The 20,661-nt window shown below is 44.2% G+C and carries 19 protein-coding genes; 16 read left to right on the top strand and 3 right to left on the bottom strand.

What is annotated here, in order from left to right:
- Nucleotides 1-83: 83 nt before the first annotated feature.
- The 4 genes from IKN49_02325 to IKN49_02340 are packed head-to-tail and all read left to right on the top strand — an operon-like array spanning nt 84 to nt 5,077.
- A complete protein-coding gene (locus IKN49_02325) occupies nt 84-2,126 on the top strand; it encodes a Zn-dependent oligopeptidase (protein MBR3631886.1) in 2,043 nt (680 codons plus the stop codon).
- Complete coding sequence (locus tag IKN49_02330; GenBank protein ID MBR3631887.1) at nt 2,123-2,962, top strand: hypothetical protein; 840 nt, start codon at nt 2,123-2,125, stop codon at nt 2,960-2,962. The genes IKN49_02325 and IKN49_02330 overlap by 4 nt, the downstream gene beginning before the upstream one ends.
- Nucleotides 2,962-3,783 (top strand): squalene/phytoene synthase family protein, encoded by an 822-nt coding sequence (locus IKN49_02335; GenBank protein ID MBR3631888.1) that lies wholly within the window; start codon nt 2,962-2,964, stop codon nt 3,781-3,783. Before IKN49_02330 ends, IKN49_02335 begins: the two co-directional genes overlap by 1 nt.
- Nucleotides 3,752-5,077, top strand: a complete 1,326-nt coding sequence (locus IKN49_02340; protein MBR3631889.1) for a hypothetical protein — start codon at nt 3,752-3,754, stop codon at nt 5,075-5,077. The genes IKN49_02335 and IKN49_02340 overlap by 32 nt, the downstream gene beginning before the upstream one ends.
- Before the next feature lie 61 nt (nt 5,078-5,138).
- On the opposite strand, the gene IKN49_02345 is transcribed toward IKN49_02340, so the two are convergent.
- Nucleotides 5,139-6,386, bottom strand: a complete 1,248-nt coding sequence (locus IKN49_02345) for a serine hydroxymethyltransferase (protein ID MBR3631890.1) — start codon at nt 6,384-6,386, stop codon at nt 5,139-5,141.
- A 155-nt stretch (nt 6,387-6,541) separates the two neighbouring features.
- On the opposite strand from IKN49_02345, the gene IKN49_02350 reads away from it, so the two are divergent.
- From IKN49_02350 to IKN49_02385, 8 genes are all read left to right on the top strand, one after another.
- Entirely contained in the window at nt 6,542-7,600 is a 1,059-nt protein-coding gene (locus IKN49_02350) for a deoxyhypusine synthase (protein MBR3631891.1), read from the top strand.
- On the top strand, nt 7,601-8,452 hold the full coding sequence (locus tag IKN49_02355; protein ID MBR3631892.1) for a hypothetical protein: 852 nt from the start codon (nt 7,601-7,603) through the stop codon (nt 8,450-8,452).
- A 10-nt stretch (nt 8,453-8,462) separates the two neighbouring features.
- On the top strand, nt 8,463-8,927 hold the full coding sequence (locus IKN49_02360) for a hypothetical protein (GenBank protein ID MBR3631893.1): 465 nt from the start codon (nt 8,463-8,465) through the stop codon (nt 8,925-8,927).
- The gene (gene dnaX / locus IKN49_02365) at nt 8,924-10,705 is read left to right on the top strand and encodes a DNA polymerase III subunit gamma/tau (GenBank protein ID MBR3631894.1); all 1,782 of its coding nucleotides are present in this window, start codon (nt 8,924-8,926) and stop codon (nt 10,703-10,705) included. The genes IKN49_02360 and dnaX overlap by 4 nt, the downstream gene beginning before the upstream one ends.
- 1 nt (nt 10,706) lies before the next feature.
- Entirely contained in the window at nt 10,707-11,300 is a 594-nt protein-coding gene (recR, locus tag IKN49_02370; GenBank protein ID MBR3631895.1) for a recombination protein RecR, read from the top strand.
- Between the two features lie 57 nt (nt 11,301-11,357).
- Nucleotides 11,358-13,172, top strand: coding sequence for a ComEC/Rec2 family competence protein (locus IKN49_02375; protein ID MBR3631896.1), 1,815 nt, complete (start codon nt 11,358-11,360; stop codon nt 13,170-13,172).
- A 58-nt stretch (nt 13,173-13,230) separates the two neighbouring features.
- On the top strand, nt 13,231-13,698 hold the full coding sequence (locus tag IKN49_02380; protein MBR3631897.1) for a nucleoside deaminase: 468 nt from the start codon (nt 13,231-13,233) through the stop codon (nt 13,696-13,698).
- A 330-nt stretch (nt 13,699-14,028) separates the two neighbouring features.
- Complete coding sequence (locus tag IKN49_02385; GenBank protein MBR3631898.1) at nt 14,029-14,622, top strand: biotin--[acetyl-CoA-carboxylase] ligase; 594 nt, start codon at nt 14,029-14,031, stop codon at nt 14,620-14,622.
- Nucleotides 14,623-14,670: 48 nt separating this feature from the next.
- Here the strand turns inward: IKN49_02385 and IKN49_02390 are convergent, their stop codons facing one another.
- A complete protein-coding gene (locus tag IKN49_02390; protein MBR3631899.1) occupies nt 14,671-15,036 on the bottom strand; it encodes a response regulator in 366 nt (121 codons plus the stop codon).
- A gap of 38 nt (nt 15,037-15,074) precedes the next feature.
- Between IKN49_02390 and tilS the strand changes: the two genes are divergently transcribed.
- From tilS to dnaJ, 4 genes are all read left to right on the top strand, one after another.
- On the top strand, nt 15,075-15,803 hold the full coding sequence (gene tilS / locus IKN49_02395) for a tRNA lysidine(34) synthetase TilS (protein MBR3631900.1): 729 nt from the start codon (nt 15,075-15,077) through the stop codon (nt 15,801-15,803).
- A gap of 41 nt (nt 15,804-15,844) precedes the next feature.
- Nucleotides 15,845-17,311, top strand: coding sequence for a UDP-N-acetylmuramoyl-L-alanyl-D-glutamate--2,6-diaminopimelate ligase (locus IKN49_02400; protein MBR3631901.1), 1,467 nt, complete (start codon nt 15,845-15,847; stop codon nt 17,309-17,311).
- On the top strand, nt 17,289-18,665 hold the full coding sequence (murD, locus tag IKN49_02405) for a UDP-N-acetylmuramoyl-L-alanine--D-glutamate ligase (GenBank protein MBR3631902.1): 1,377 nt from the start codon (nt 17,289-17,291) through the stop codon (nt 18,663-18,665). Before IKN49_02400 ends, murD begins: the two co-directional genes overlap by 23 nt.
- A gap of 63 nt (nt 18,666-18,728) precedes the next feature.
- On the top strand, nt 18,729-19,829 hold the full coding sequence (dnaJ, locus tag IKN49_02410; protein ID MBR3631903.1) for a molecular chaperone DnaJ: 1,101 nt from the start codon (nt 18,729-18,731) through the stop codon (nt 19,827-19,829).
- On the opposite strand, the gene IKN49_02415 is transcribed toward dnaJ, so the two are convergent.
- The coding region (locus IKN49_02415; GenBank protein MBR3631904.1) for a hypothetical protein at nt 19,830-20,661 on the bottom strand (832 nt) is incomplete at its 5' end. It lies immediately after the preceding gene.

A 20,661-nucleotide genomic window follows, 5' to 3' on the forward strand; every position in this document is an offset into this window, starting at 1 on the left:
ATAAATTATAACAAATATACCCTTTGTCAACACTAAAAATTTATAACCTTATTTTTCGTGTTATAAAGGAACAAGGATGGATCATGAAAAAAATTATCTTATTAGTGAGTTTATTAGCCATTTCGGCGGGAGCGTATAGTATGCAGAGTATGTTCACAAAAGACGGCGTGTTACATTTTAATTATAAAGCGGAAGAATTGGCTCCGACAGAAAAAGCGGCCCGTGCACAACTGGAAAAGGATTTGGATGCCTTGGTGGCTATCCCGGATGACAAACGCACCTTTGAAAATACGGTGCTGGGTTATGAGCGCGCTTTTGAACGCTACGGAAATGCCTTGGGAATGAGCGGATTTTTGTCTTATGTTTCCACCGATAAAAATTTCCGCGATGCGGCACTGGCTCTGCAAATGGAAATGAGCCAACACATGGTGGATATTGCCACGCGCCGCGATGTGTACCGTGCGATTAAGGCTTATGCCGATACCAATCCTCAATTAGAGCCCGATCAAGCCCGTTTGCTAAAAGATATGATGATTGGTTTCAAAAACAGCGGTATGAATCTAAACGACGCCGATTTGGAAACATTTAAAAAATTAAATAAAGAAAAAGCCCAGTACATTATTCAGTTTGAAAAGAATATACAGGAATATAAAGATTATCTGGATGTTACCGAAGAAGAATTGCAAGGTTTGGGCGAAGATTATAAAGCCAAACTACAAAAGACCGAAGAAGGCAAATACCGCGTAACTTTAGATTACCCCGACTATGTACCGTTTATGCTCAACTCCGATAGTGATGAGGCACGCAAAACCTTAGAGTTCAAATACAATCGCCGCGGCGGAGAAGAAAACGTACAATTACTGGAAAAAACCCTCACGTTGCGACGGCAAATAGCACAACTTTTGGGCTATAAAAATCACGCACAACTCAAATTGGAAAACCGTATGGCCAAAAATCCGGACCGTGTGTTTGACTTCTTACAGGATTTGGAAAAACGACTGAAACCCATGTCTAAAAAAGAAGATAAAAATTTAATCGCTTATAAAAATGAAAAGAAGGGAAGTAAAAGCCGCACCCTCTATCCTTATGAAAGCGGTTACTGGGGCAATAAATATAAAAAGGAAAACTTGGATGTAGATCCGGAAAAAATTAAAGAATATTTCCCCTCGGATGTAGTAATTAACGGCATGTTGGATTTGTTTGGTAATTTATTTGGCATTTCTTTTGAGCCGGTTACCATTCCGGTATGGCATCCCGACGTAAAAGCATTTAAGATTATTAATAAATCCGATGGTGCTTTGGTGGCTTATTTCTATATGGACTTATATCCGCGTGACGGGAAATATAAACATGCAGCCTGTTTTGATTTGGTAGAAGGACAGCAAAAAGAAGACGGTTCTTGGCAGGTGCCCTTTGTGGCAATTGTGGCCAATGTCAATAAACCTTCCGCCGATACGCCTTCTTTACTCAAACACAGCGAAGTGACCACCTTGTTCCACGAATTTGGACATGTGTTGCATAATGCATTGACTAAAGCGCGTTATAGTGCTCAAGCCGGTACCAGCGTCAGTTGGGACTTTGTAGAAGCGCCCAGCCAAATGTTGGAGCGGTGGGCTTGGAATCCGCAGGTGCTTAAAAAAATCAGCAAGCATTATAAAACCGGGGAAACATTACCGGATGAAACGATTGAAAAAATGATTGCGGCGAAAAATTTCGGAGCGGGCGGAGCATATCTGCGGCAAAACTTTTTTGCACAGTATGATATGACCTTGCATACCGCACCGAAAACTTTGGATACCACGCAAACTTATATAAAAATGACCAAGAAAATTCGCGGCTTGCCTTTAACAAAAAACACCTATCCGCAGGCGTCGTTCGGACATATTATGGGCGGATATGATGCCGGATATTATGGGTATTTGTGGTCAGAAGTAATTGCGGAAGATTTTTTCAGTGAATTTCAAAAACAGGGTATTTTTAATCCGGAAATCGGCTTAAAATACCGCCGCGAAATTTTGGAAAAGGGCGGCACGGAGGATGAGACGGATTTGGTGCAGAACTTTTTGGGTCGCCAAGCAGAGATAGGGCCGTTCTTAAAAGCGATCGGTTTGGAGGAAAATAAATGAGTATTATTATCGGAATAGATGTGGGCGGTTCTACCACCAAAATCGTGGGTTATTACGAAGATGGCAAATTGGTGGGGCGTTTGCAAGTGGAAGCGGCCGACCCGCAGACCTCGGCTTACGGAGCGTTGGGAAAATTTATTGCAACACATAAACTGGAATTATCGCAGATTAAACATATTGTGCTGACCGGCGTAGGATCTTCTTTATTCAAACAAGATATTTATGGGATTGCGGCCAGCCACGTGGATGAATTCCAAGCTATCGGTTTGGGCGGACTGGCTTTATCTAAAAAGCAAGAAGGACTGGTCATCAGCATGGGAACGGGAACGGCTTTTGTGCGTGCCGATAAAAAAGGAATCCGTCACATCGGCGGTTCCGGCGTAGGCGGCGGTACCGTGCTGGGTTTAGGCGGAAAGTTGTGTAATGCTCGTTCATTTGACACGGTAGTAGAACTGGCCGGCAAGGGAAATTTGAAGAAAGTGGACTTGAATGTGGCTGATATTAGTGCCTGTGATATTTCTACGTTATCGGCAGATGTAACCGCTTCCAATTTCGGCAAAATGGCGGACGGGGTGAGTGCGGAAGATTTGGCATGCGGCGTGCTCAATATGGTTTTTCAGACCATTGGTATGCTGGCTGTATTTGCCTGCCGTAACGACCATATTCAAGATGTGATAGTGACGGGCACATTAAGCACCGTACCGACGGCGAAAGTATTATTCAAACAGGTAGAACGTTTGTACCGGATTAAATTTATTATTCCGCCTCATTCTATCTATGCCACCGCCACCGGGGCCGCTTTGTCTTACATTTATAAACACGGAAAGAAAAAATAATGACAACTCAAACGGCCTATAAAAAATCCAGCTTTGGTCCGGCGTTTTTATTTTTAAGTAAAAAACGCAGAGAGGCTTTGGCCGTATATTATGCTTTTTGTCGTTTGATGGATGATATTGCCGACGAGCCGGAAATAAAAGATAAAAGTGCTCAACTTTGTTTTTGGAAGCAAGAAATCCAGCGCATATTTGCCGCTACACCGGAAACGCAATTGGGAAAAGAACTGCAACAAATTAGCCGGGAATTTAATATGCCGGCAGATCGTTTTCTGTTGCTCATAGAAGGAATGGAAGCGGATGTTCAAACCAAAACATACGCCACGTTTAAGGAATTAGAGTGGTACTTGTGGCGGGTGGCGGGCATTGTCGGGCAAGCGACCTTAGATATTTTAGATGTAAAGGGGCCTAAGGCGGCCGAACTGGCCCGGGCACTGGGGTTTGCGGTGCAACTGACCAATATCGTGCGGGATGTACGGGAGGATGCTGGTTTAGGACGGGTATATATTCCGTTAGAAATGTTACAACGGCACGGAGTGGATTTGCAAAGTATGTTGCGGTCTGTTCAGCCACAACAACTAGCTCCGGTACTGGCAGAATTAGCCAAGTTGTCATACGCCTATTACGCGCAAGCGGAACAAATCATGCGCACGTTTCCTGCCCGAAAAATGTTGCCATGCCGTGTGATGGGCTTTGTTTATCGCAAAAATCTTGCTAAAATAGAAAAAACAGGTTTTGTGTTCGATAAAGCCATTAAATTATCTAAGTTTGAAAAGATAGGGTGCTGTATATATGCAGTGGGGAAAACTACTCTTAGTTTGTAGCCTGCTAATCGGGCAACCGTTGTGGGCGCAAACGAAATTAGCTATCTGTTTAGAAGAAGGGAAACGAGAATATCTTTCCCGTGACTATACGCATGCCCAGGCCACGTTTGAACGGTGCTTGCGTATGGATGCTCATAACGTAGATACGTTGCTAAGTTTGGGAGGTTTGTCTTTAACGCAAGACCAGTTAAGCACGGCTAAAACTTATTTTACGCAAGCCTTGCAAAATATGCAGCGTTCCTCGCCGTATTTTTCTTATACCTATTCTATGTTAGGGGATATCTCCCTAAAACAGCAAGATAATACCAGCGCGTTGCGTTATTATAATCAGTCGCTCAGTTATAACCGGGCGAATGTAAATTCGCTGGTAGGTAAAGGAGTGATTACAGAGAATTTGGGGAATAAAAAAGAGGCCGCTTCCATTTATCAAACTGCGTTAGCGGTAGAACCCTTAAATCTAATTGCCCGTAAGCGTTTAATTGCTTTGGAGCCTATTTATTTTAACGATGAAGAGATGCTTGAAGCCATGAAACAACGCTATGCCGTACTGCCTGATAAAGAAAAATTGTCCGACGATGACCGTGTCTTGTTTCAAAAAATACATACGGCAGAGCAGCGGGGCGGAATTAATTATTTGAAAGAGAAGTATCCCAATTTGCCGTCGGATTACATAGCTGTTTTGTTTAAGGATACCAGTTTCGCGCGGGAAGTATTAACCATCAGCGGATACAACGCCATGCAAAAACAAATTGCGCAGGATGCGATTGTTGTTTTCCAAAAAGCGGGCGTGCCCTTAAAGGATGTATTTGATTTGCGTGACTTGCGCGGAAATAAAATTTTCTTGGAAGACAGCACTTTAACGGAAAGCGGTTTGCAAGTATATCAACAAGCGTTGAATGGAAAAAGAATGTTTTTAATGCCCAATGAGCGAGTTCCCGCTACAGCGGCCGACTTAAAAAGAGAAGCGCAACAAGCACAGAATTTAAAGGACAGAGGCTATACAGAAATCTCCGCAACCGAGTTTGGATTAATTAAACAACAAACCAACTGTTCGGAAGAAACTTTGAACAAACGCTTAGGATTGCGTACGTTTGATTCCAAAAACGGAAAACGGTATTTTGTGTATGCGAAAGAAACCACTGATACTCACCGAGGGGTTAGCTGGTATTATGTAGCCTCGTATCGGGCGCGAAAGAATAAGTCTATTCAAGTGCCTGAAAATAATTTAGTGGAAACGTATCGCAATTGGAATTATAAAATTTGCAGTGCTGTAGATGGCGAGTTGTTGGAATAATATAAATCAATATCACATAAAAAACCCTAGGCTTTCACCTAGGGTTTTTTGTTCGTAGTCTTTAATTTAATTCTTTATATAGCGGAAATTTTTCGAGGAATTTTTCCACTTCTTTGGCTTCTTGCGCTAAATAAGTATCATCGCCGTAATGCGTAATCGCGCGGTCAATGAAATCGGCTACTTTAAGCATATCCTCTTCCTTCATACCGCGGGTAGTAATAGCAGGCGTGCCGATACGTAGCCCGCTGGTTACAAAAGGTTTTTCCGGATCAAACGGAATAGTATTTTTGTTGGCGGTAATACCTGCTTTATCCAATGCCGCTTCCGCTACTTTTCCGGTAATACCTTTCGAGCGCAAATCAAGGCACATCACATGGCTGTCAGTGCCGCCGGCCACCAATCGATATCCTTTATCTTGTAAGGCTTTAGCCAGTGCTTTGGCATTGAGTACCACTTGATGTTGATACACTTTAAACTCTGGTTTTAAGGCTTCCCCGAAACAAACCGCCTTGGCCGCAATTACATGCATCAGCGGCCCGCCTTGCACACCGGGGAAAACAGAAGAATTAATAGCTTTGGCTAACTTCTCTTTACATAAAATCAGCCCGCCGCGCGGCCCGCGCAAAGTTTTGTGCGTGGTGGTGGTCACTACATCGGCATACGGGACAGGATTTGGATATTCTCCGGCGGCAATTAAGCCTGCATAATGTGCCACATCACACGCTAAATAGGCACCGCAACTGTTTGCAATTTCACGCAAGCGTTTCCAATCAAATACGCGCGAATAATTAGAGGCGCCGGCAAAAATCAGTTTAGGTTTATGTTCCAGTGCCAGTTTGGCCGCTTCCTCATAATCAATTTCTTCGGTATCTTGCCGCACATTCATGGCAATGATATGGTAGAGTTTGCCGGAAAAATTCATCGGGTGTCCGTGGGTCAAATGGCCTCCGTGCGACAGATTTAATCCCAGCACCGTATCTCCGGGTTGTAACAGCGCCATGTACACAGCCATATTAGCTTGCGCGCCCGAGTGCGGTTGCACGTTAGCGTGCTCTGCCCCAAAGATTTTTTTTGCTCGTTCAATAGCCAGTGTTTCCACTACATCTACATGTTCACATCCGCCGTAATAGCGTTTAGCGGGATATCCTTCCGCATATTTATTGGTAAGGATAGATCCTTGTGCCTGCATAACGGCTAAGGAAGTAAAATTTTCGGAAGCGATAAGTTCTAATTTATGGCGTTGGCGGGTGAGTTCCGCTGATACTGCGGCAAAAACTTCGGCATCATTTGTGGCTAATTCGCGATACATAAAAACTCCTTTAAGACGGATTTGAAATCTCTTTGATTTATTTTAGTATATTTTACTAGGAAAATTGGTCAAATTTTCATATAATTTATACAACGAGAAATCGGAAAATAAAGGCGCTTGCAAAGCGCTATCCCCAAACAGAGGTGTAACAAAAAATGGCAAAACTGACAAAGAAAGACTTTCTCAAAAAGACCATTCAACACATTGATATGAAAAAATACAATGTGGTGCCAATGGTAGAAGCGTTTGAGAATATGGCCTACGCTTCCCGCGAAGTGGCCCGCGCGAGCAAAATCTATAATATGATGCTCTCGGATAAAAAATGCTCTGTCATTTTATGTATTGCGGGATCTTTAGTATCTGCCGGTATGAAAAAAGTAGTGGTAGATATGATCCAAAATCACATGGTAGATGCAATCGTTTCTAATGGAGCCAACATTGTGGACCAAGACTTTTTTGAAGCCTTGGGTTATAAACATTATATCGGCACTCCGTACAACCAAGACGATAATTTGTTGCGCGATTTGCATATTGACCGCATCTACGACACCTATATTGATGAAGACCAACTCAAAGAATGTGATGAAACTATTCACAAAATCTGCGAATATTTAGAGCCGCGCCCTTATTCTTCCCGCGAATTTATTTGGGAAATGGGTAAATGGTTGGAAAAGAACAAAAAAGGCAAAGATTCTATCGTCTATAATGCTTACAAATACGGCGTGCCTGTATTTGTACCGGCATTTAGCGATTGCTCTGCCGGATTTGGTTTTGTAGCCCACCAGACGCAACATCCGGGTGCCCATGTATCCATCGACAGTGCCAAGGACTTTTTGGAACTTACCAAAATCAAAATTAAAGCCAAAGAAACCGGACTCATGATGTGGTCCGGCGGCGTGCCGAAAAACTTCGCCCAAGATACGGTCGTAGCGGCCGAAATTTTGGGAGCGGATATCCCGATGCACAAATACGCCGTGCAAATCACGGTAGCCGATGTGCGTGACGGTGCCTTGTCCGGTTCTACCTTAAAAGAAGCCTCTTCTTGGGGTAAAGTATCCACCGCGTTAGAGCAAATGGTGTATGGCGAATGCACTACGCTCATCCCGCTTATCATCGGATACGGATATCACAAAGGCGCTTGGAAAAAACGCAAAGCCAGCAATTACGTCAAATTCTTACAAGATGAAGACAAAAAAGCGAAAAAAGCTAAATAAATGCGTTTTTTAACTGCCTTGTTTCACATAGTTTTACTGATCTGCCCGTGTGCGTTATGCTACGGGCAGCTTAGTTTTTCAAGTGTAAACGGTGAACGTGGTTATGCTGCTATGCGCGGGCAGTTTGTATGGGATTTGGACAATGATTTTACACTGATCCCTTCCGGCGGATATTATCGCACCAGTGACAAGGAAGAAGATGTTACCGGAGCAGCCGCAAAAGCGGCTTTAGATGTGGAGTATGCCCTGTCGGATTATGTGATTGCTTCGTTGGGAGGATATTATATCCCTCGGCGTATGGGTTTTGAAGGGCAAGGATATCATGGCCAGCTGAAAACTTTTTTGTGTTATCACTGCGGTTGGTTGAAAAATCCATACTTGCAGGTAGGTTTTGAAGAACGGTTGTATGACATTACCGCTTATGCGGACGGCCGCTCTTATCAAGGCCATTTTCGTACGCAGGCCCCGGTAGTAATAACAGAAGTAGGAAGCGAACTGGGTAAATTTTTCATTCAAGCACGCTATGACAAAGTGATAAAATATAATCATAGGCCTCCAACCGGCATTGCCTCAAATTGGACCGAAATTCCGTTCATGACGGCTATCGTGCAGGGATTTGTGCGGGATGTTGCTTCTGCGCGAATTACCTACCGTTCCAATTGGATTACCCCTTATGTTGTGTATGCCCGGTATAAGTACATGGACCATAGCGATTATACGGTATCGGTAGCGGGAGGGCTTGCCTTGCATTGGGGGCCAAGTATATTTAGCGGTGGTGTGGAAATTTTTGAACAAAATAAGGAACAAAATCGAAGAACTTATTTTTCCATGTCTGCCAGTACTACTTTTTAGTGAGTAATATATGAAATCAAATTCAAAAGAATTTACTCCGCAGTTGCGCTGCAAAATCGATGAGAAAGCCTTTTCAAAAGCCTTGTTTGTGTGCCGGTTTTTTACGGGATTGGCATTGATGTATATGGCGCTTGGAAGTTTATTGTATTGGCGGGAGTTTCTGGTCAATACGGTTTCTTTTGCAATCCCGCTGGCGGTATGGATATCTTTTGGATTGTGTGCCTCAGAACTAATAATAGGACTTTTTCTACTGCTGGGTTGGCATACGCGCGCTTGTGCGTGCCTTGCGTTGCCCTTGGCGGTGGTTTGTGCTATCATATTTTTTGCCGGAGATTATAATGCGGTGTTTGCCGCATGGTGTTTGTTATTGTGTGCGCCTTTAGGTGTATTAATTTTTTTAGGGTCCGGTGTGTTTAGTTTAGATTTTAAGCGTAGCCAACGGCAGGCGCGTCAATTTATGAGAGGGAAACTATGAGTGAAAATACCCCTTATGTTAGTTTGGCCAATAAATATCGACCTCAAAAATTTGAGGATATGGTAGGCCAAGAAAGTATTTCTAAAACATTACAAAATGCGTTGAAGCTGGGCCGTATCGGTCATGCTTACTTATTCTACGGACCGCGCGGTTGCGGCAAAACTACGACTGCACGTATTTTGGCAAAAGCCTTAAATTGTACCGGACACGGACAAGATAAACCTACGGCAGTACCGTGTGGTGAATGTCCGCAATGCCGGGAAATTGCACAAAGCGCCGATTTAGATGTCTTAGAACTAGACGCGGCCTCTAATACTCAAGTAGAAAAAGTGCGCGAAGCCATTATTGATACGGTGGCTTTGGCGGCGTCCCGAGATCGTTATAAAGTATTTATCTTAGACGAAGTACACATGCTCTCAGACAGTTCTTTTAATGCCTTGCTTAAAACCATTGAAGAACCGCCCGCTCATGTAGTGTTTATCTTAGCTACTACGGAGAAACATAAAGTTCCGGCCACGATTGTATCGCGTTGTCAGACCTTTCGTTTTCGCCCTATTACGACAGAAGAAATTTCCAATCATCTGATGGATTTAGCAGAAGCGGAAGGATTGGACTTAACGGAAAAAGCCGCGCGGTTACTAGCCAAAAATGCTGGCGGTGCTTTGCGTGATGGGCTGACTCTACTGGACCGCGCAATTGCATATTCCGACGGTAAAATTGATGAAAAATTGGTTGGAGAAATGTTGGGGCTTACTCCGCAAGATTTGTTATCACAGGCGCTGATGGCTTTGGTGCAAAAAGATACTGCCTCTTTGCATAGCGTTTTTGAAAGTTTACAGGCGGAAGGATTTGATGCAAATTCATTTCTGAAAGATATCAAAAATGCATTGGGTGATTTGTTTTATTTTGCCTTAAACCAAGGAGCCGTTCCATTTGAAGGTGCTGAGAAAATTACAGCGATTGCTTCGCCGGGGTTGTTGGCGGGTTTGTCCCGTAAAATTAACAAGCTGGCCGAAGAAGTAAAATTTTCCGATAATGCGCTGGTCAGTGCCGAGGTAGGATTGTTCACGGTGATGGAGAGTTGCTTTGATGTGGAAGGATTTATCCGCCGTTTGGAAGCCTTGGAGCGCGGTGAGGGGGGGAGCGCTTTGCCTCCGTCTTCTACGCCGACTAAATCCGCTGCGAAATCTGCGCAGATTTCTAAACCGACCGAACCTCGCGTTCAGGCCGTAGCAAATAAACCTATTCAGAAAGAAACAGTTATGGCTGAAAATCGGAAAGCAACTTCCGTCAAAACAGCTCCTCAAAGCGTCGCAGCACCGGTTAACTGTACCGACGACCGCTCTTTGTGGGAAAACTTGGTGCAGGCGTTCAAACCTAGTGTGTTTGTTTATGACGCATTGACAAATTGTTCGGTTCATTTCGGCCCGGATCAATGGACAATTCACTTCGGTAAAGGAAAAGAATTTTATAAAGTGCCGGCTTCGACCAAATTGCCGGAGTTGGAAAAAATGGCCTATAAATTAAGCGGGCGAAACATTCGTTTCAGCATTACGGTGGCGGAGCAAACCGTTCCGGCGGCTGACACAACTGCGAAAAAACAAACCCGTGCGGCAAATCAGGCCGCCGCGCCAACCGCTTCGGCCGATACTATTACTGCGGAAGAGCCTTTTGTGAAGGCAGATTTTTCGGCAGAGGTAGAAGCGATTTCCGATGAGAAAACCCCCGAGGAACTCAAGGATATTTTAGATATTATTGGCGGAGAAGTATTGGCATAATATGCAAAGTTTAGACCGATTAGTGCGTGCATTACGTCGTCTGCCCGGGGTGGGACCCCGTCAGGCAGAGCGTTTTTCTATGTATTTGTTGCGGGCCCCGCAAGGAGAAGTGGAAGAACTGGCCGCCGCTATTTCGGATTTGAAACAGGGAGTAAAATTGTGCCGTATTTGTCATGCTTATAGTGAAACAGATATTTGTCCGATCTGTTCCGACCCGGACCGTGACCATACGGCGGTATGTATTGTGGAAGATCCGCAAGATATTCAATCCATTGAAAAAACAGGCGTATTTCAAGGTGTCTATCACGTATTGCACGGGGCGATTTCCCCTATGGAAGGCCGCGGTGCGGAACAGATTAAAGTCAAAGAACTGTTAGCCCGCGTGGAACAAGCCGATCCTCCCATCCAAGAAGTAATTTTAGCGACCGATCCGGATGCCGAAGGAGAAACAACTGCCTTGTATTTGGCGGATTTGTTGCGCGGCATGGTGGAGCGGGTTACACGAATTGGGTACGGTGTTCCTTTGGGCGGCGATATAGACTATATGGACGAAATGACGCTTGGTTATTCCTTAAAAGGCCGTACCAAGATTTAATGTATGCATCCCAGCTACTACAAAAGACCTCTTTTGTTGTTGCTTCTCTTCTATATTGTGGGGTTATTTTGTTTTTATACCCCGCATCCCGGTGCACGAGATATTTATCATCACATCACTTCCGAGCCGGTTGTTGTAAGCGGTGAAGTTATTGGTTTTCCTGCCGTTAAAAAGAAAAGTCAAAATGTAGTGATACGAGTTTCTTCCGTAAATGGAAAAAAGGCCGGCGGACGCGTATATGCCCGCTTTGAGACAGCCGTTCCTGCATGGCACGAAACCGTGTTGTTAACCGGCAAATTACAGAAACCTTATTCGATCGATTTGTTGGGCAATTTTGATTGGGGACATTATTTAGCTACCCAACATGTCTTTACGGAGATGAAGGTGTCTTCCGTCAAAAAACTTCGAGAACCGGGTTGGTTTTTTAGCGCAGTGTCTGCGGTAAGAAGTGATATTTTACATACATTTGAAGCACATTTTGACAGAGATTTAGCAGCCATTGCCGGCGGAGTTTTGTTGGGGGAAAAAGGCGAAATAGACGAACAACTTTACACGGATTTTCAAGATAGCGGAGCGATCCACTTATTAGTTGCTTCCGGTGGCAATGTAGGTTTTGTGACATTAGTAGTGTTTGCATTTTGCTCTTTGTTTGGCTTGGGCCGGCGTAAGACGGTATTGTGCGCCCTGATAGTGGCGGGTCTGTACACATTAATAGCCGGAGCAGATGCCCCGCTTACTCGAGCTTACTTTATGACTTTATGTGCGGTAATCGGTTATTTATTACATCGTAATAGCGGTGTATTTCAAGGGCTTATCGTATCTTGTTTGGTTATTTTATTATGCAATCCGGCGGCCATTTTTGAGACGGGTTTTCAAATGTCCTTTTTGGCCACATTGGCCATTATTGTTTGTCTAAACATTTATGAGTTGCCCTACCGTTGGCCGCGCTGGATAAAGTTTTTTGTACAGATTTTCTTGGCTACTTTGAGTACGCAACTCGTTTTATTACCGGTGTTTACCAATGTATTTTATAAAGTGTCTTTCGTAGGACTTATTTCCAATATGATACTCGTGCCGCTTGCTTCTTTATTGATGGCGGTAAGTTTTGCCTTTTATTTACTCTGTTGTCTGCATATAGGATTTATTTTGCATGCGATTGTCGGCTGGCTGTTAACTAGTTTTGAATGGTTGGTGCAATTTTTTGCTTCGTGGCCGATGGCATCTGTACCTGCGGCAGCTTGGAAAACAGGCTGGATTATTTCTTACTATGCGGTTTTGTTTTTGCTATTTCATTTGCCACAGAAAAAGTTTATACGGCGGGTCTATAAACCTTTGCTTTTGGTGGCGGTGCTGGCCCCTATCGTGCAAGGATTATTTTTTAATCCGCCTACGATATGGCTACTTAATGAATGGAACAATAATGCCATTCTGTTTCGTGCCTCTAACGGAACGAGGATATTAATCGGTGCAGGTATCAAGGCTGATAAATTAGCGCGCGCGGTGCGTAAATCGGGCGGACGAAAAATAGATGCATGGTTATTGTGTGAAAACAATGACAAACAAAAACAGAATATCGAGCAGTTGCAAACCTTGCTACCGGTGGGACAGGTGGTAATTCCTTTTGAAAATACGTGGCCGGAAGAGGAATTTTCGATCCAGAATATATCCGTGAAAACTCAGTGGGGGCGGTTGCAAAACCGCAATCAGCAGTTATGGATCAACAAAGGATATAGTGGCCAAAAAGATAATGTGTCTTATCAAATTACAACCGGCAAAAAGACTTTTTTGACGGCCGGAAACGAGCGGTTTATTGTGTACAAAGAGAAAATAATAGAAAATGAGCGAAATAGCACTGCAACAATAAAATTGTAATATAATGTAAGAACAAGATAACCCGTTGGAGCTAACTATGAACGAACAAGAAAAACAAATGCATAAAAAATTTTTGCAGGAAGCCGTCAAATTGGCGCGTGAAAACGTGACTACGGGGCGCGGTGGGCCGTTTGGTGCGGTCATTGTAAAGGACGGACAGATTATTGCCTGCGGGCAAAATCAGGTGCTCAGCAGTAAGGACCCCACACGCCATGCCGAAGTGGATGCTATTAGAAAAGCGTGCGAAAAATTAAATCATTTTGAAATTAAAGACTGTATTATTTATTCGTCCTGCGAGCCTTGCCCGATGTGTTTGGGAGCCATTTATTGGGCGCGTCCAAAAGCTTTGTTTTTTGCGGCAGATCGCTATACGGCGGCCAAGCATGGCTTTGATGATGAGTTTATTTATAAAGAAATTGTGCTACCCAATGAAAAACGCCATATTCCCACCGTGTGCGTGCAACTAGATGACGCGGAAGAGCCGTTTGAAGAATGGACGAAAAAAGAAGACAAAGTGCAGTATTAAGTGAACGGCTTTAACGGCCGATGCTACTGACGTTTTACGCAGACGGAACAAATTAACAATTTGTTCCGTCTTGCTTTTTAGGATATACAATTTTCCAAATTCCCATTACTTTGCGGTCTCTTGCCCTGGACGTGGCCCTGCCACGCCTGGTGGGCAACTATATCCCGCAAATTAATTATGAATTTGAAAAATCATAATAGCGTTTTGCAATCCCGCGCACGGCTGCACGGCAACTATATCCCGCAACGATATCGCAAAATGACGTAAAATGAGAAAAAGACCGCGAGAGGATTTTTGCGGCAGAAAAGGCTTAATTGGTAAAATATAACTATGCAAGAAATCGATTTGGCATTAGGCACCGTAAACCAATTAGTCAGCGTAGAAGTTTTGGACAGTACGCAAAACTTGGCGCGCGAGTTGGCCGAACAAGGTGCACAAGACCGCACGTTGGTGCTGGCCTATGAACAAACCCATGGCCGCGGCCAGTACGAGCGCGCATGGAATGCTAAGCGCGGCGGGGTCTATTTTACGCTTTTGTTACGTCCGCAAAAAGAAGTGTGTCACACCGGCACATTAAGTGTGCGCGCAGCGCAGGCCGTTTGTGAGACCTTGCAAAAAATGTTTGGTTTCAAAACTAAAATCAAACATCCTAACGATGTACTGGTGTGGGAAGCCAACACAAAAAAATGGAAAAAGATTTGCGGCATTTTAATTGAATCTTCTACGCAAGCACATCGTACACAATGGTTGCTGGTAGGCGTAGGTATTAATGTAAACAATCCTTTAACGCCGGCCTTAAAAGACACGGCTACCAGTGTCAAAAAAATGTTGGGCAGAGAGATTGACCCCGAGTGGGTATTGCAAGAAGTTTTAGAAGCGTTTTTTGCTCAATATGCCCAGTGGCAACTTTCCAGTCAAATCTAACATAAAAAACCCCCGCTTTTACGCGGGGGGTTTATTTGGTTTGAAAAACTAATCTCCCAAAGTTTCTTTCACCTTGATAATTAAGTCTTTGAGCACAAACGGTTTTGTGAAGAAGGCTTTTACTTGCGGGAACGCCTTAAACATACGTTCCGATTCTACAAGAGCCGACATCACAATAACCGGGATGGAGGCTAAATCCGCATCTTGTTCCATGATAGAAGCCACAGCGCGTCCGTCCATACCTGGCAACATCACATCTAACATGACCAGTTGGGGCCGGTTCTGTTTCATTTTTGCGATAGCATCGCGGCCGCTCTGGCAAGCGTGTACCTCATACCCTTCGCGGGCTAACACTAACGTCAATAATTGAACGATAGTTGTTTCGTCTTCAATAATTAAAATACGTTTTTTCATTTTGAGTTCCTTCCGCTATTTTTATTATACTTTTTTATATGGCAAAAAAAACATTTGAAGCTTCAACTTGGAAAAATATGCTGGCTTTTGCGACCCCGTTCTTTAAGCGGGGGGAAACGGTATTGGTCGGATTTTCCGGCGGACCGGATTCGGTATGCTTGTTACATTTCTTGCATCATTTAGCCGGCAAAAAACATTTTGAGGTAGTTGCCGTACATGTACATCACGGACTACGCGGCAAACAAGCCGATGCCGATGCGCGCTTCTGCCGCAGTTTATGCAAGCAATGGGATATCCCGTTTTTGCTCAAAAAGAAAGCCGTGCGGGCTCTAGCTAAAAAACAAGATTTAAGTATCGAACATGCGGCTCGCAAAGCCCGTTATGAAGCCTTTGCCGCCGCGGCTAAGCAAACCGGCGCCAGCAAAGTGGCTTTAGGACATCATGCCGATGATCAAGCCGAAACGGTACTGCTCAATTTATTACGCGGTACGAAACCGGAAGGCTTGAGCGGCATTCCCGTCCGCCGTCCTTTAAGTAAACAGGTAGAAATTGTGCGTCCGCTGTTTTGCATTACCCGTGGCGAAGTGGAAGAGTATTTAAGAGAGAACAAACTCCCTTTTGTGGTGGACCAAACCAATCAAGATTCTGCCTATACACGCAATTGGATTCGGCACGAGCTGTTGCCTTTCTTAGAGAAGAAACAACCGCAAATCCGCCAGCATTTAGTCCGCTTAGCGGCATCCTTGGCCGAAAAATTACGCTCGTAAAGCAACTGTGCTACCCCGGGGCAATTTGCTATCATATATGCATGATTTCCCGTGTCTTGGCCTATGCCGCTGAAAAAAATATCACGCTTACCGGACTCACGTTTAACTCTGCTGATGTAAAGCCGGGGTTTGCTTTTTGGGCACTCAAAGGCGTGCATCATGACGGTAATGCTTTTATTGAAGACGCTATTAAAAAGGGCGCGGCTTTAATTGTTTCGGCGCAACCGCTTAGCCAAAAAATTTCTGTTCCGTTTTATCTATCTGATCAAATAGATGCCGATATGGCCGACGCTGCTTATGAATTTTATGGCCGGCCTTCCGATCAGTTAAATGTTATCGGTATAACCGGCACGAAAGGAAAAACAAGTATTTCCTATTTGACGGAAGCAGTATTGGAACACGCCGGTAAAAAAGTATCCGTATTAGGTACGGTCAATTACCGCATCAATGGCCATGTTGTGATGGATGCTCCTAACACGACCCCGCTTGCTTTCCCGCTCTTTGCGTTGCTTTGGCAAATGAAACAACAGAAAACAGATGCCTTGGTGATGGAAGTGTCTTCTCATTCTCTGGAACAGCAACGCGTCAAGCACATTCACTTTGATACAGCCGTTTTTACGAATTTGCAACGGGACCATTTAGATTTTCATCACACTTTTGAAAACTATTTTTCCGCTAAGAAAAAATTATTCGAAGAATTGCTTTCTGCCGATAATCACAAGCCTGCTAAAACCGCTATTGTCAATATCGATGATGCCTATGGCAGACAACTGGTAGATATGTTACGCGGTCGGGTGCGTGTGTTGACGTATGGAATGGAAAATCCGGCAGATTATCAGGCCACAGAGATTGTAGAAAGTTTGCACGGCACTACTTTTAAGGTAAAAGGACTGACCGGAAAAATTAATTTATTAGGGCGCCATAATGTGTACAATGCTTTAGCCGCTTTGTGCATTGGTGTTGCCAATGGCGTACCGGAGCAGACCGCGCTGGCGGGGCTGGCTAATTTGCCCGGTGTGCCGGGGCGTATGGAGCGCATTGATGCGGGGCAAGATTTCTTTGTATTTGTAGATTTTGCATATACGGATGAGTCTTTGCAACGCGCCTTTGAGACGGTCAAACATTTTAAGAAGGGACGTATTTTAACGGTTTTCGGTTGTGGAGGCGACAGAGACCGCACCAAACGCCCTTTGATGGGGCATACCGCATGCGTCAATAGTGATTATGTTTTCTTAACCAACGATAATCCCCGTACGGAAGATCCTAAACAAATTTTCGCAGATATTGAAAAAGGCATGGAAGGCTTTTCTAATTATGTGATAGAACCGGACCGCCGAGCGGCTATCTTTCAAGCCATAGCCGCTGCCAAAAAAGATGATATTGTCATTATTGCGGGCAAGGGGCATGAGCAAACCCAGAAAATCGGTCATACCGTACTGCCTTTTTCAGATCAGCAAACCGTGCGAGAAGCTTTGGAGAAACGACATGTTCAAACCGGAAAAATTTAAAGGAAAAAAAGCGTGTGTATTAGGCTTGGGCCGCAGCGGACGGTATGTGGCAAAGTTGCTGGCCGACCATGGATTTAAGGTGCTTATCAGCGAAGAACACCAACCGACCCATATTCCGGATTTTCCGGCCCATATATCCGTGGAAACCGGCGGACATACTTCCCAAGTGTTTACGTGCGGTTTTATTGTTAAAAGTCCGGGTATTTTTCCTAAAAGTCCTGTGCTAAAAGAGGCAAAAAAACGCAAAATTCCGGTGTTTTCTGAATTAGAAGTAGCTTTATCTTTTATGCCCGCGGGGATAGAGGTGCTGGCGGTTAGCGGTACGAACGGAAAAACTACGACCACCAGTTTGCTGGGGGAAATTTTGAAAGAGTATTGTGCTCAAAAACAGCCGCAACGGCAGGTGTTTGTGACGGGCAATATCGGCAAACCGGTTTCCAGTGTTTCCAACGAAATCAAAAAAGGCGATTTTTTAGTGTTGGAAGTGTCGAGTTATCAACTGGAAGATAGCACTTTTTTCCGCCCTAATGTGGCGTGTTTACTCAATATCACGCCGGATCATTTAGATCATCACGGCGGTATGATTAATTATATGAAGGCCAAAGCACGGTTGTTTTCCAACCAACGTCGTTCGGATATTGCCATTTTGAACGGTGCTGATCCGTTTTGCGCCGCTTTGGCTCGCCAAATTAAAGCGCAGTTAGGGGCGTTTTCGGCGCAACCCAATCATGCCCTGAAAACAGATGTTTTTTATGACGGCGATGAAATAATTTTTAGCATGGGCTATCGGTTGCGCCCGCCGAAGTTAAAAGGAATTCATAATGTGGAAAATGCGATGGCGGCCGCCTTATGTGCGTTGGCGGTGGGCGTAGGACCCGATGTGATTCAGAAGGCTTTTGATCGTTTTGAGCCCATGGAACATCGGATTGAGCCTTTTGCTTACCACCGCGGGGTTATTTATATTAATGATTCCAAAGCTACCAATTTAGACTCTACCGTGATTGCACTGAAATCCTTTGAAAAGACCAAAAACATTTGGCTGATTTTAGGAGGGCGTGACAAAGGTGCCTCTTATTCCGTGTTAGCTCCGTATGTACATGACCATTGCAAAGGTATTTTGACAATCGGCGAGAGTATGGACAAAATAGAGCAGGAACTAAAAACAGATGTACCTATTGTTCGAGGGGGCGATTTGAAAACAGTAGTGGATTATTTGTTTCAAACCGCTGAAAAAGGGGACATCGTGTTGCTTTCGCCGGCTTGCGCTTCCTTTGATCAATTTAAGAGTTACGAAGAACGCGGACGTATTTTTAAGGAACTGGTCAACACTCATATCAAAAAAGCCCGTCAATAAAGCCTCAGCATGCTAAGTAGGAAATTTAATAAAATATAAGAAATTGAGAGTGTAGGATTATCCATGAAAGAAGATTATTATGAAATATTAGGCATTTCTCGCACGGCCACGGAAACGGAAATCAAATCGGCTTTTCGTCGGGCCGCGATGAAATGTCACCCCGATCGTAATCCCGGCGATAAAAATGCGGAAGAACAATTTAAGAAAGTAAATGAGGCTTTTTCTGTCTTGTCGGACCCGCAGAAAAAACAGGTGTACGACCAATACGGACATGACGGCTTAAACGGAGCGGGCGGTTTTGGCGGATTTAATGCCTCCGGCTTTGCTGATGTAGGAGATATTTTCGGCTCTGTTTTTGGAGATATTTTTGGGGGCGGTTTTGGGGCGCGCGGCGGTAAACCGCGGGTGCGCCGTGGGGAAGATTTGAAAGTAGATGTGGATTTGACTTTAGAACAAGCCTATAGCGGTTTAGAGAAAGAAGTTTCGTATACACGGTTGGACCGCTGTAGTGCCTGCGGCGGAACCGGCGCAGAAGAAGGGAGCCAAGTCAAAACCTGTCGTTCTTGCAACGGAACGGGCAGCGTAGTGTACCAACAAGGATTTTTTAGTATGCGCCAAACCTGTCCGGACTGCGGTGGCAAGGGCCAAGTAGTGGAAAAACCCTGCAAAAAATGTCGCGGTACCGGTGAAGAGCGGGTCAAAGAGAAAATTACCGTTAAAATTCCGTCTGGTGTGCGCAGCGGGGTCACCTTACGCGTTACCAATGGCGGAGATATCGGCCAAAATGGCGGCGGTTATGGTGACTTATATGTAGAAATGCATGTAAAAAATCATAAAATCTTTGAGCGTGAAGGTGACAATTTACTTTTAAGTGCAACGATTACTTATCCGCAAGCCGTTTTGGGAGGCAGTATCAAAGTACCTACCATTGAAGGCAAAGAAATAGAAGTCACTATTCCCAAAGGTACCCAATTTGGGGAAGTATTAAAAATGCAAGGGTGCGGTATGCCAAAACTGGGCAAGAAAGGCTTTGGTGATTTACTCATTGCGGTAAAAATAGAAGTTCCTAAAAAACCGACTGCCCGCCAAAAAGAACTGCTCGAAGAGTTGGCCAAAGAAACCGGTGGCAAAAAAAGTTTCTTTGAAAAATTATTTGAGAAATAATTACAAATATCCGCTCGCGTTGATTTTCTCTAACGCCTCTGCACATTTGCCGGCGGGACAGACGGGCGCATTTCCGCAATAAGCCCCGCAACAGCAAGATGTATCATCATAACTAGATTTAAACTGCGCGTGATTTATGTCACAAAACGAGTTCGCGTTATTTGCATAACAAATACTATGATTGGTAAAAGTTCCGCTACTACAAGCATAATCTGCATTTCCAACACAAATACCCCCGTTAAAAGTACTTTGTGGACAGCCAAATCCACCTTTAGCAATACACATTCCTCCTTTTTCTACATAAAGATTAGGACAAGAATAATGTCCTCCTTCGGTTTTACAAACCCCTCCCTCGCTAATGGTAGAATTGGCACAACCACTGTTTGCATTAAGGGCATAACACATTCCTTCGGCACCAATAGTATGTTTTCCACCGTTATATCCACACTGATCGCTTAATCCCGTTATAACACCCATTCCTAACTCACTACAACGAGTAGCTGTGTCTTTATAGCATTTTGTTTTACTGCTGGACCACGAACGTGAGGCATTTCCGCAAATATCTTTGGTAATCTCTTGGTCTAATAAATAGCCGACATATCCGTCTTGCTCCGTTAATTCTTGCCCCATTAAGAGCTTGCCGCATAAACGGTTTGCCCTTTCATCATTTTTTAATGCTTCACAATGCAGTTGCCCGGCAAATTTCGGGTTATCATCTAAATAACTAGCCAGTCGTACATTAGGCAACTTACTATTCGTAACCCGGATGACATTGGGGTCGGCCGTATTATTAGGTGTTACTAAAGCAAAGGTTAAATCTGCATTATTCATA

This window comes from Elusimicrobiaceae bacterium, from assembly GCA_017528825.1.
Lineage (GTDB): Bacteria > Elusimicrobiota > Elusimicrobia > Elusimicrobiales > Elusimicrobiaceae > Avelusimicrobium.

What these genes read in the sequence shown, in the direction of transcription:
- IKN49_02325 (MBR3631886.1), top strand. Translation starts at nt 84, where the DNA reads ATGAAAAAAATTATCTTATTAGTGAGTTTATTAGCCATTTCGGCGGGA.
- IKN49_02330 (MBR3631887.1), top strand. Translation starts at nt 2,123, where the DNA reads ATGAGTATTATTATCGGAATAGATGTGGGCGGTTCTACCACCAAAATC.
- IKN49_02335 (MBR3631888.1), top strand. Translation starts at nt 2,962, where the DNA reads ATGACAACTCAAACGGCCTATAAAAAATCCAGCTTTGGTCCGGCGTTT.
- IKN49_02340 (MBR3631889.1), top strand. Translation starts at nt 3,752, where the DNA reads ATGCAGTGGGGAAAACTACTCTTAGTTTGTAGCCTGCTAATCGGGCAA.
- IKN49_02345 (MBR3631890.1), bottom strand. Translation starts at nt 6,386, where the DNA reads ATGTATCGCGAATTAGCCACAAATGATGCCGAAGTTTTTGCCGCAGTA.
- IKN49_02350 (MBR3631891.1), top strand. Translation starts at nt 6,542, where the DNA reads ATGGCAAAACTGACAAAGAAAGACTTTCTCAAAAAGACCATTCAACAC.
- IKN49_02355 (MBR3631892.1), top strand. Translation starts at nt 7,601, where the DNA reads ATGCGTTTTTTAACTGCCTTGTTTCACATAGTTTTACTGATCTGCCCG.
- IKN49_02360 (MBR3631893.1), top strand. Translation starts at nt 8,463, where the DNA reads ATGAAATCAAATTCAAAAGAATTTACTCCGCAGTTGCGCTGCAAAATC.
- dnaX (MBR3631894.1), top strand. Translation starts at nt 8,924, where the DNA reads ATGAGTGAAAATACCCCTTATGTTAGTTTGGCCAATAAATATCGACCT.
- recR (MBR3631895.1), top strand. Translation starts at nt 10,707, where the DNA reads ATGCAAAGTTTAGACCGATTAGTGCGTGCATTACGTCGTCTGCCCGGG.
- IKN49_02380 (MBR3631897.1), top strand. Translation starts at nt 13,231, where the DNA reads ATGCATAAAAAATTTTTGCAGGAAGCCGTCAAATTGGCGCGTGAAAAC.
- IKN49_02385 (MBR3631898.1), top strand. Translation starts at nt 14,029, where the DNA reads ATGCAAGAAATCGATTTGGCATTAGGCACCGTAAACCAATTAGTCAGC.
- IKN49_02390 (MBR3631899.1), bottom strand. Translation starts at nt 15,036, where the DNA reads ATGAAAAAACGTATTTTAATTATTGAAGACGAAACAACTATCGTTCAA.
- tilS (MBR3631900.1), top strand. Translation starts at nt 15,075, where the DNA reads ATGGCAAAAAAAACATTTGAAGCTTCAACTTGGAAAAATATGCTGGCT.
- IKN49_02400 (MBR3631901.1), top strand. Translation starts at nt 15,845, where the DNA reads ATGATTTCCCGTGTCTTGGCCTATGCCGCTGAAAAAAATATCACGCTT.
- murD (MBR3631902.1), top strand. Translation starts at nt 17,289, where the DNA reads ATGTTCAAACCGGAAAAATTTAAAGGAAAAAAAGCGTGTGTATTAGGC.
- dnaJ (MBR3631903.1), top strand. Translation starts at nt 18,729, where the DNA reads ATGAAAGAAGATTATTATGAAATATTAGGCATTTCTCGCACGGCCACG.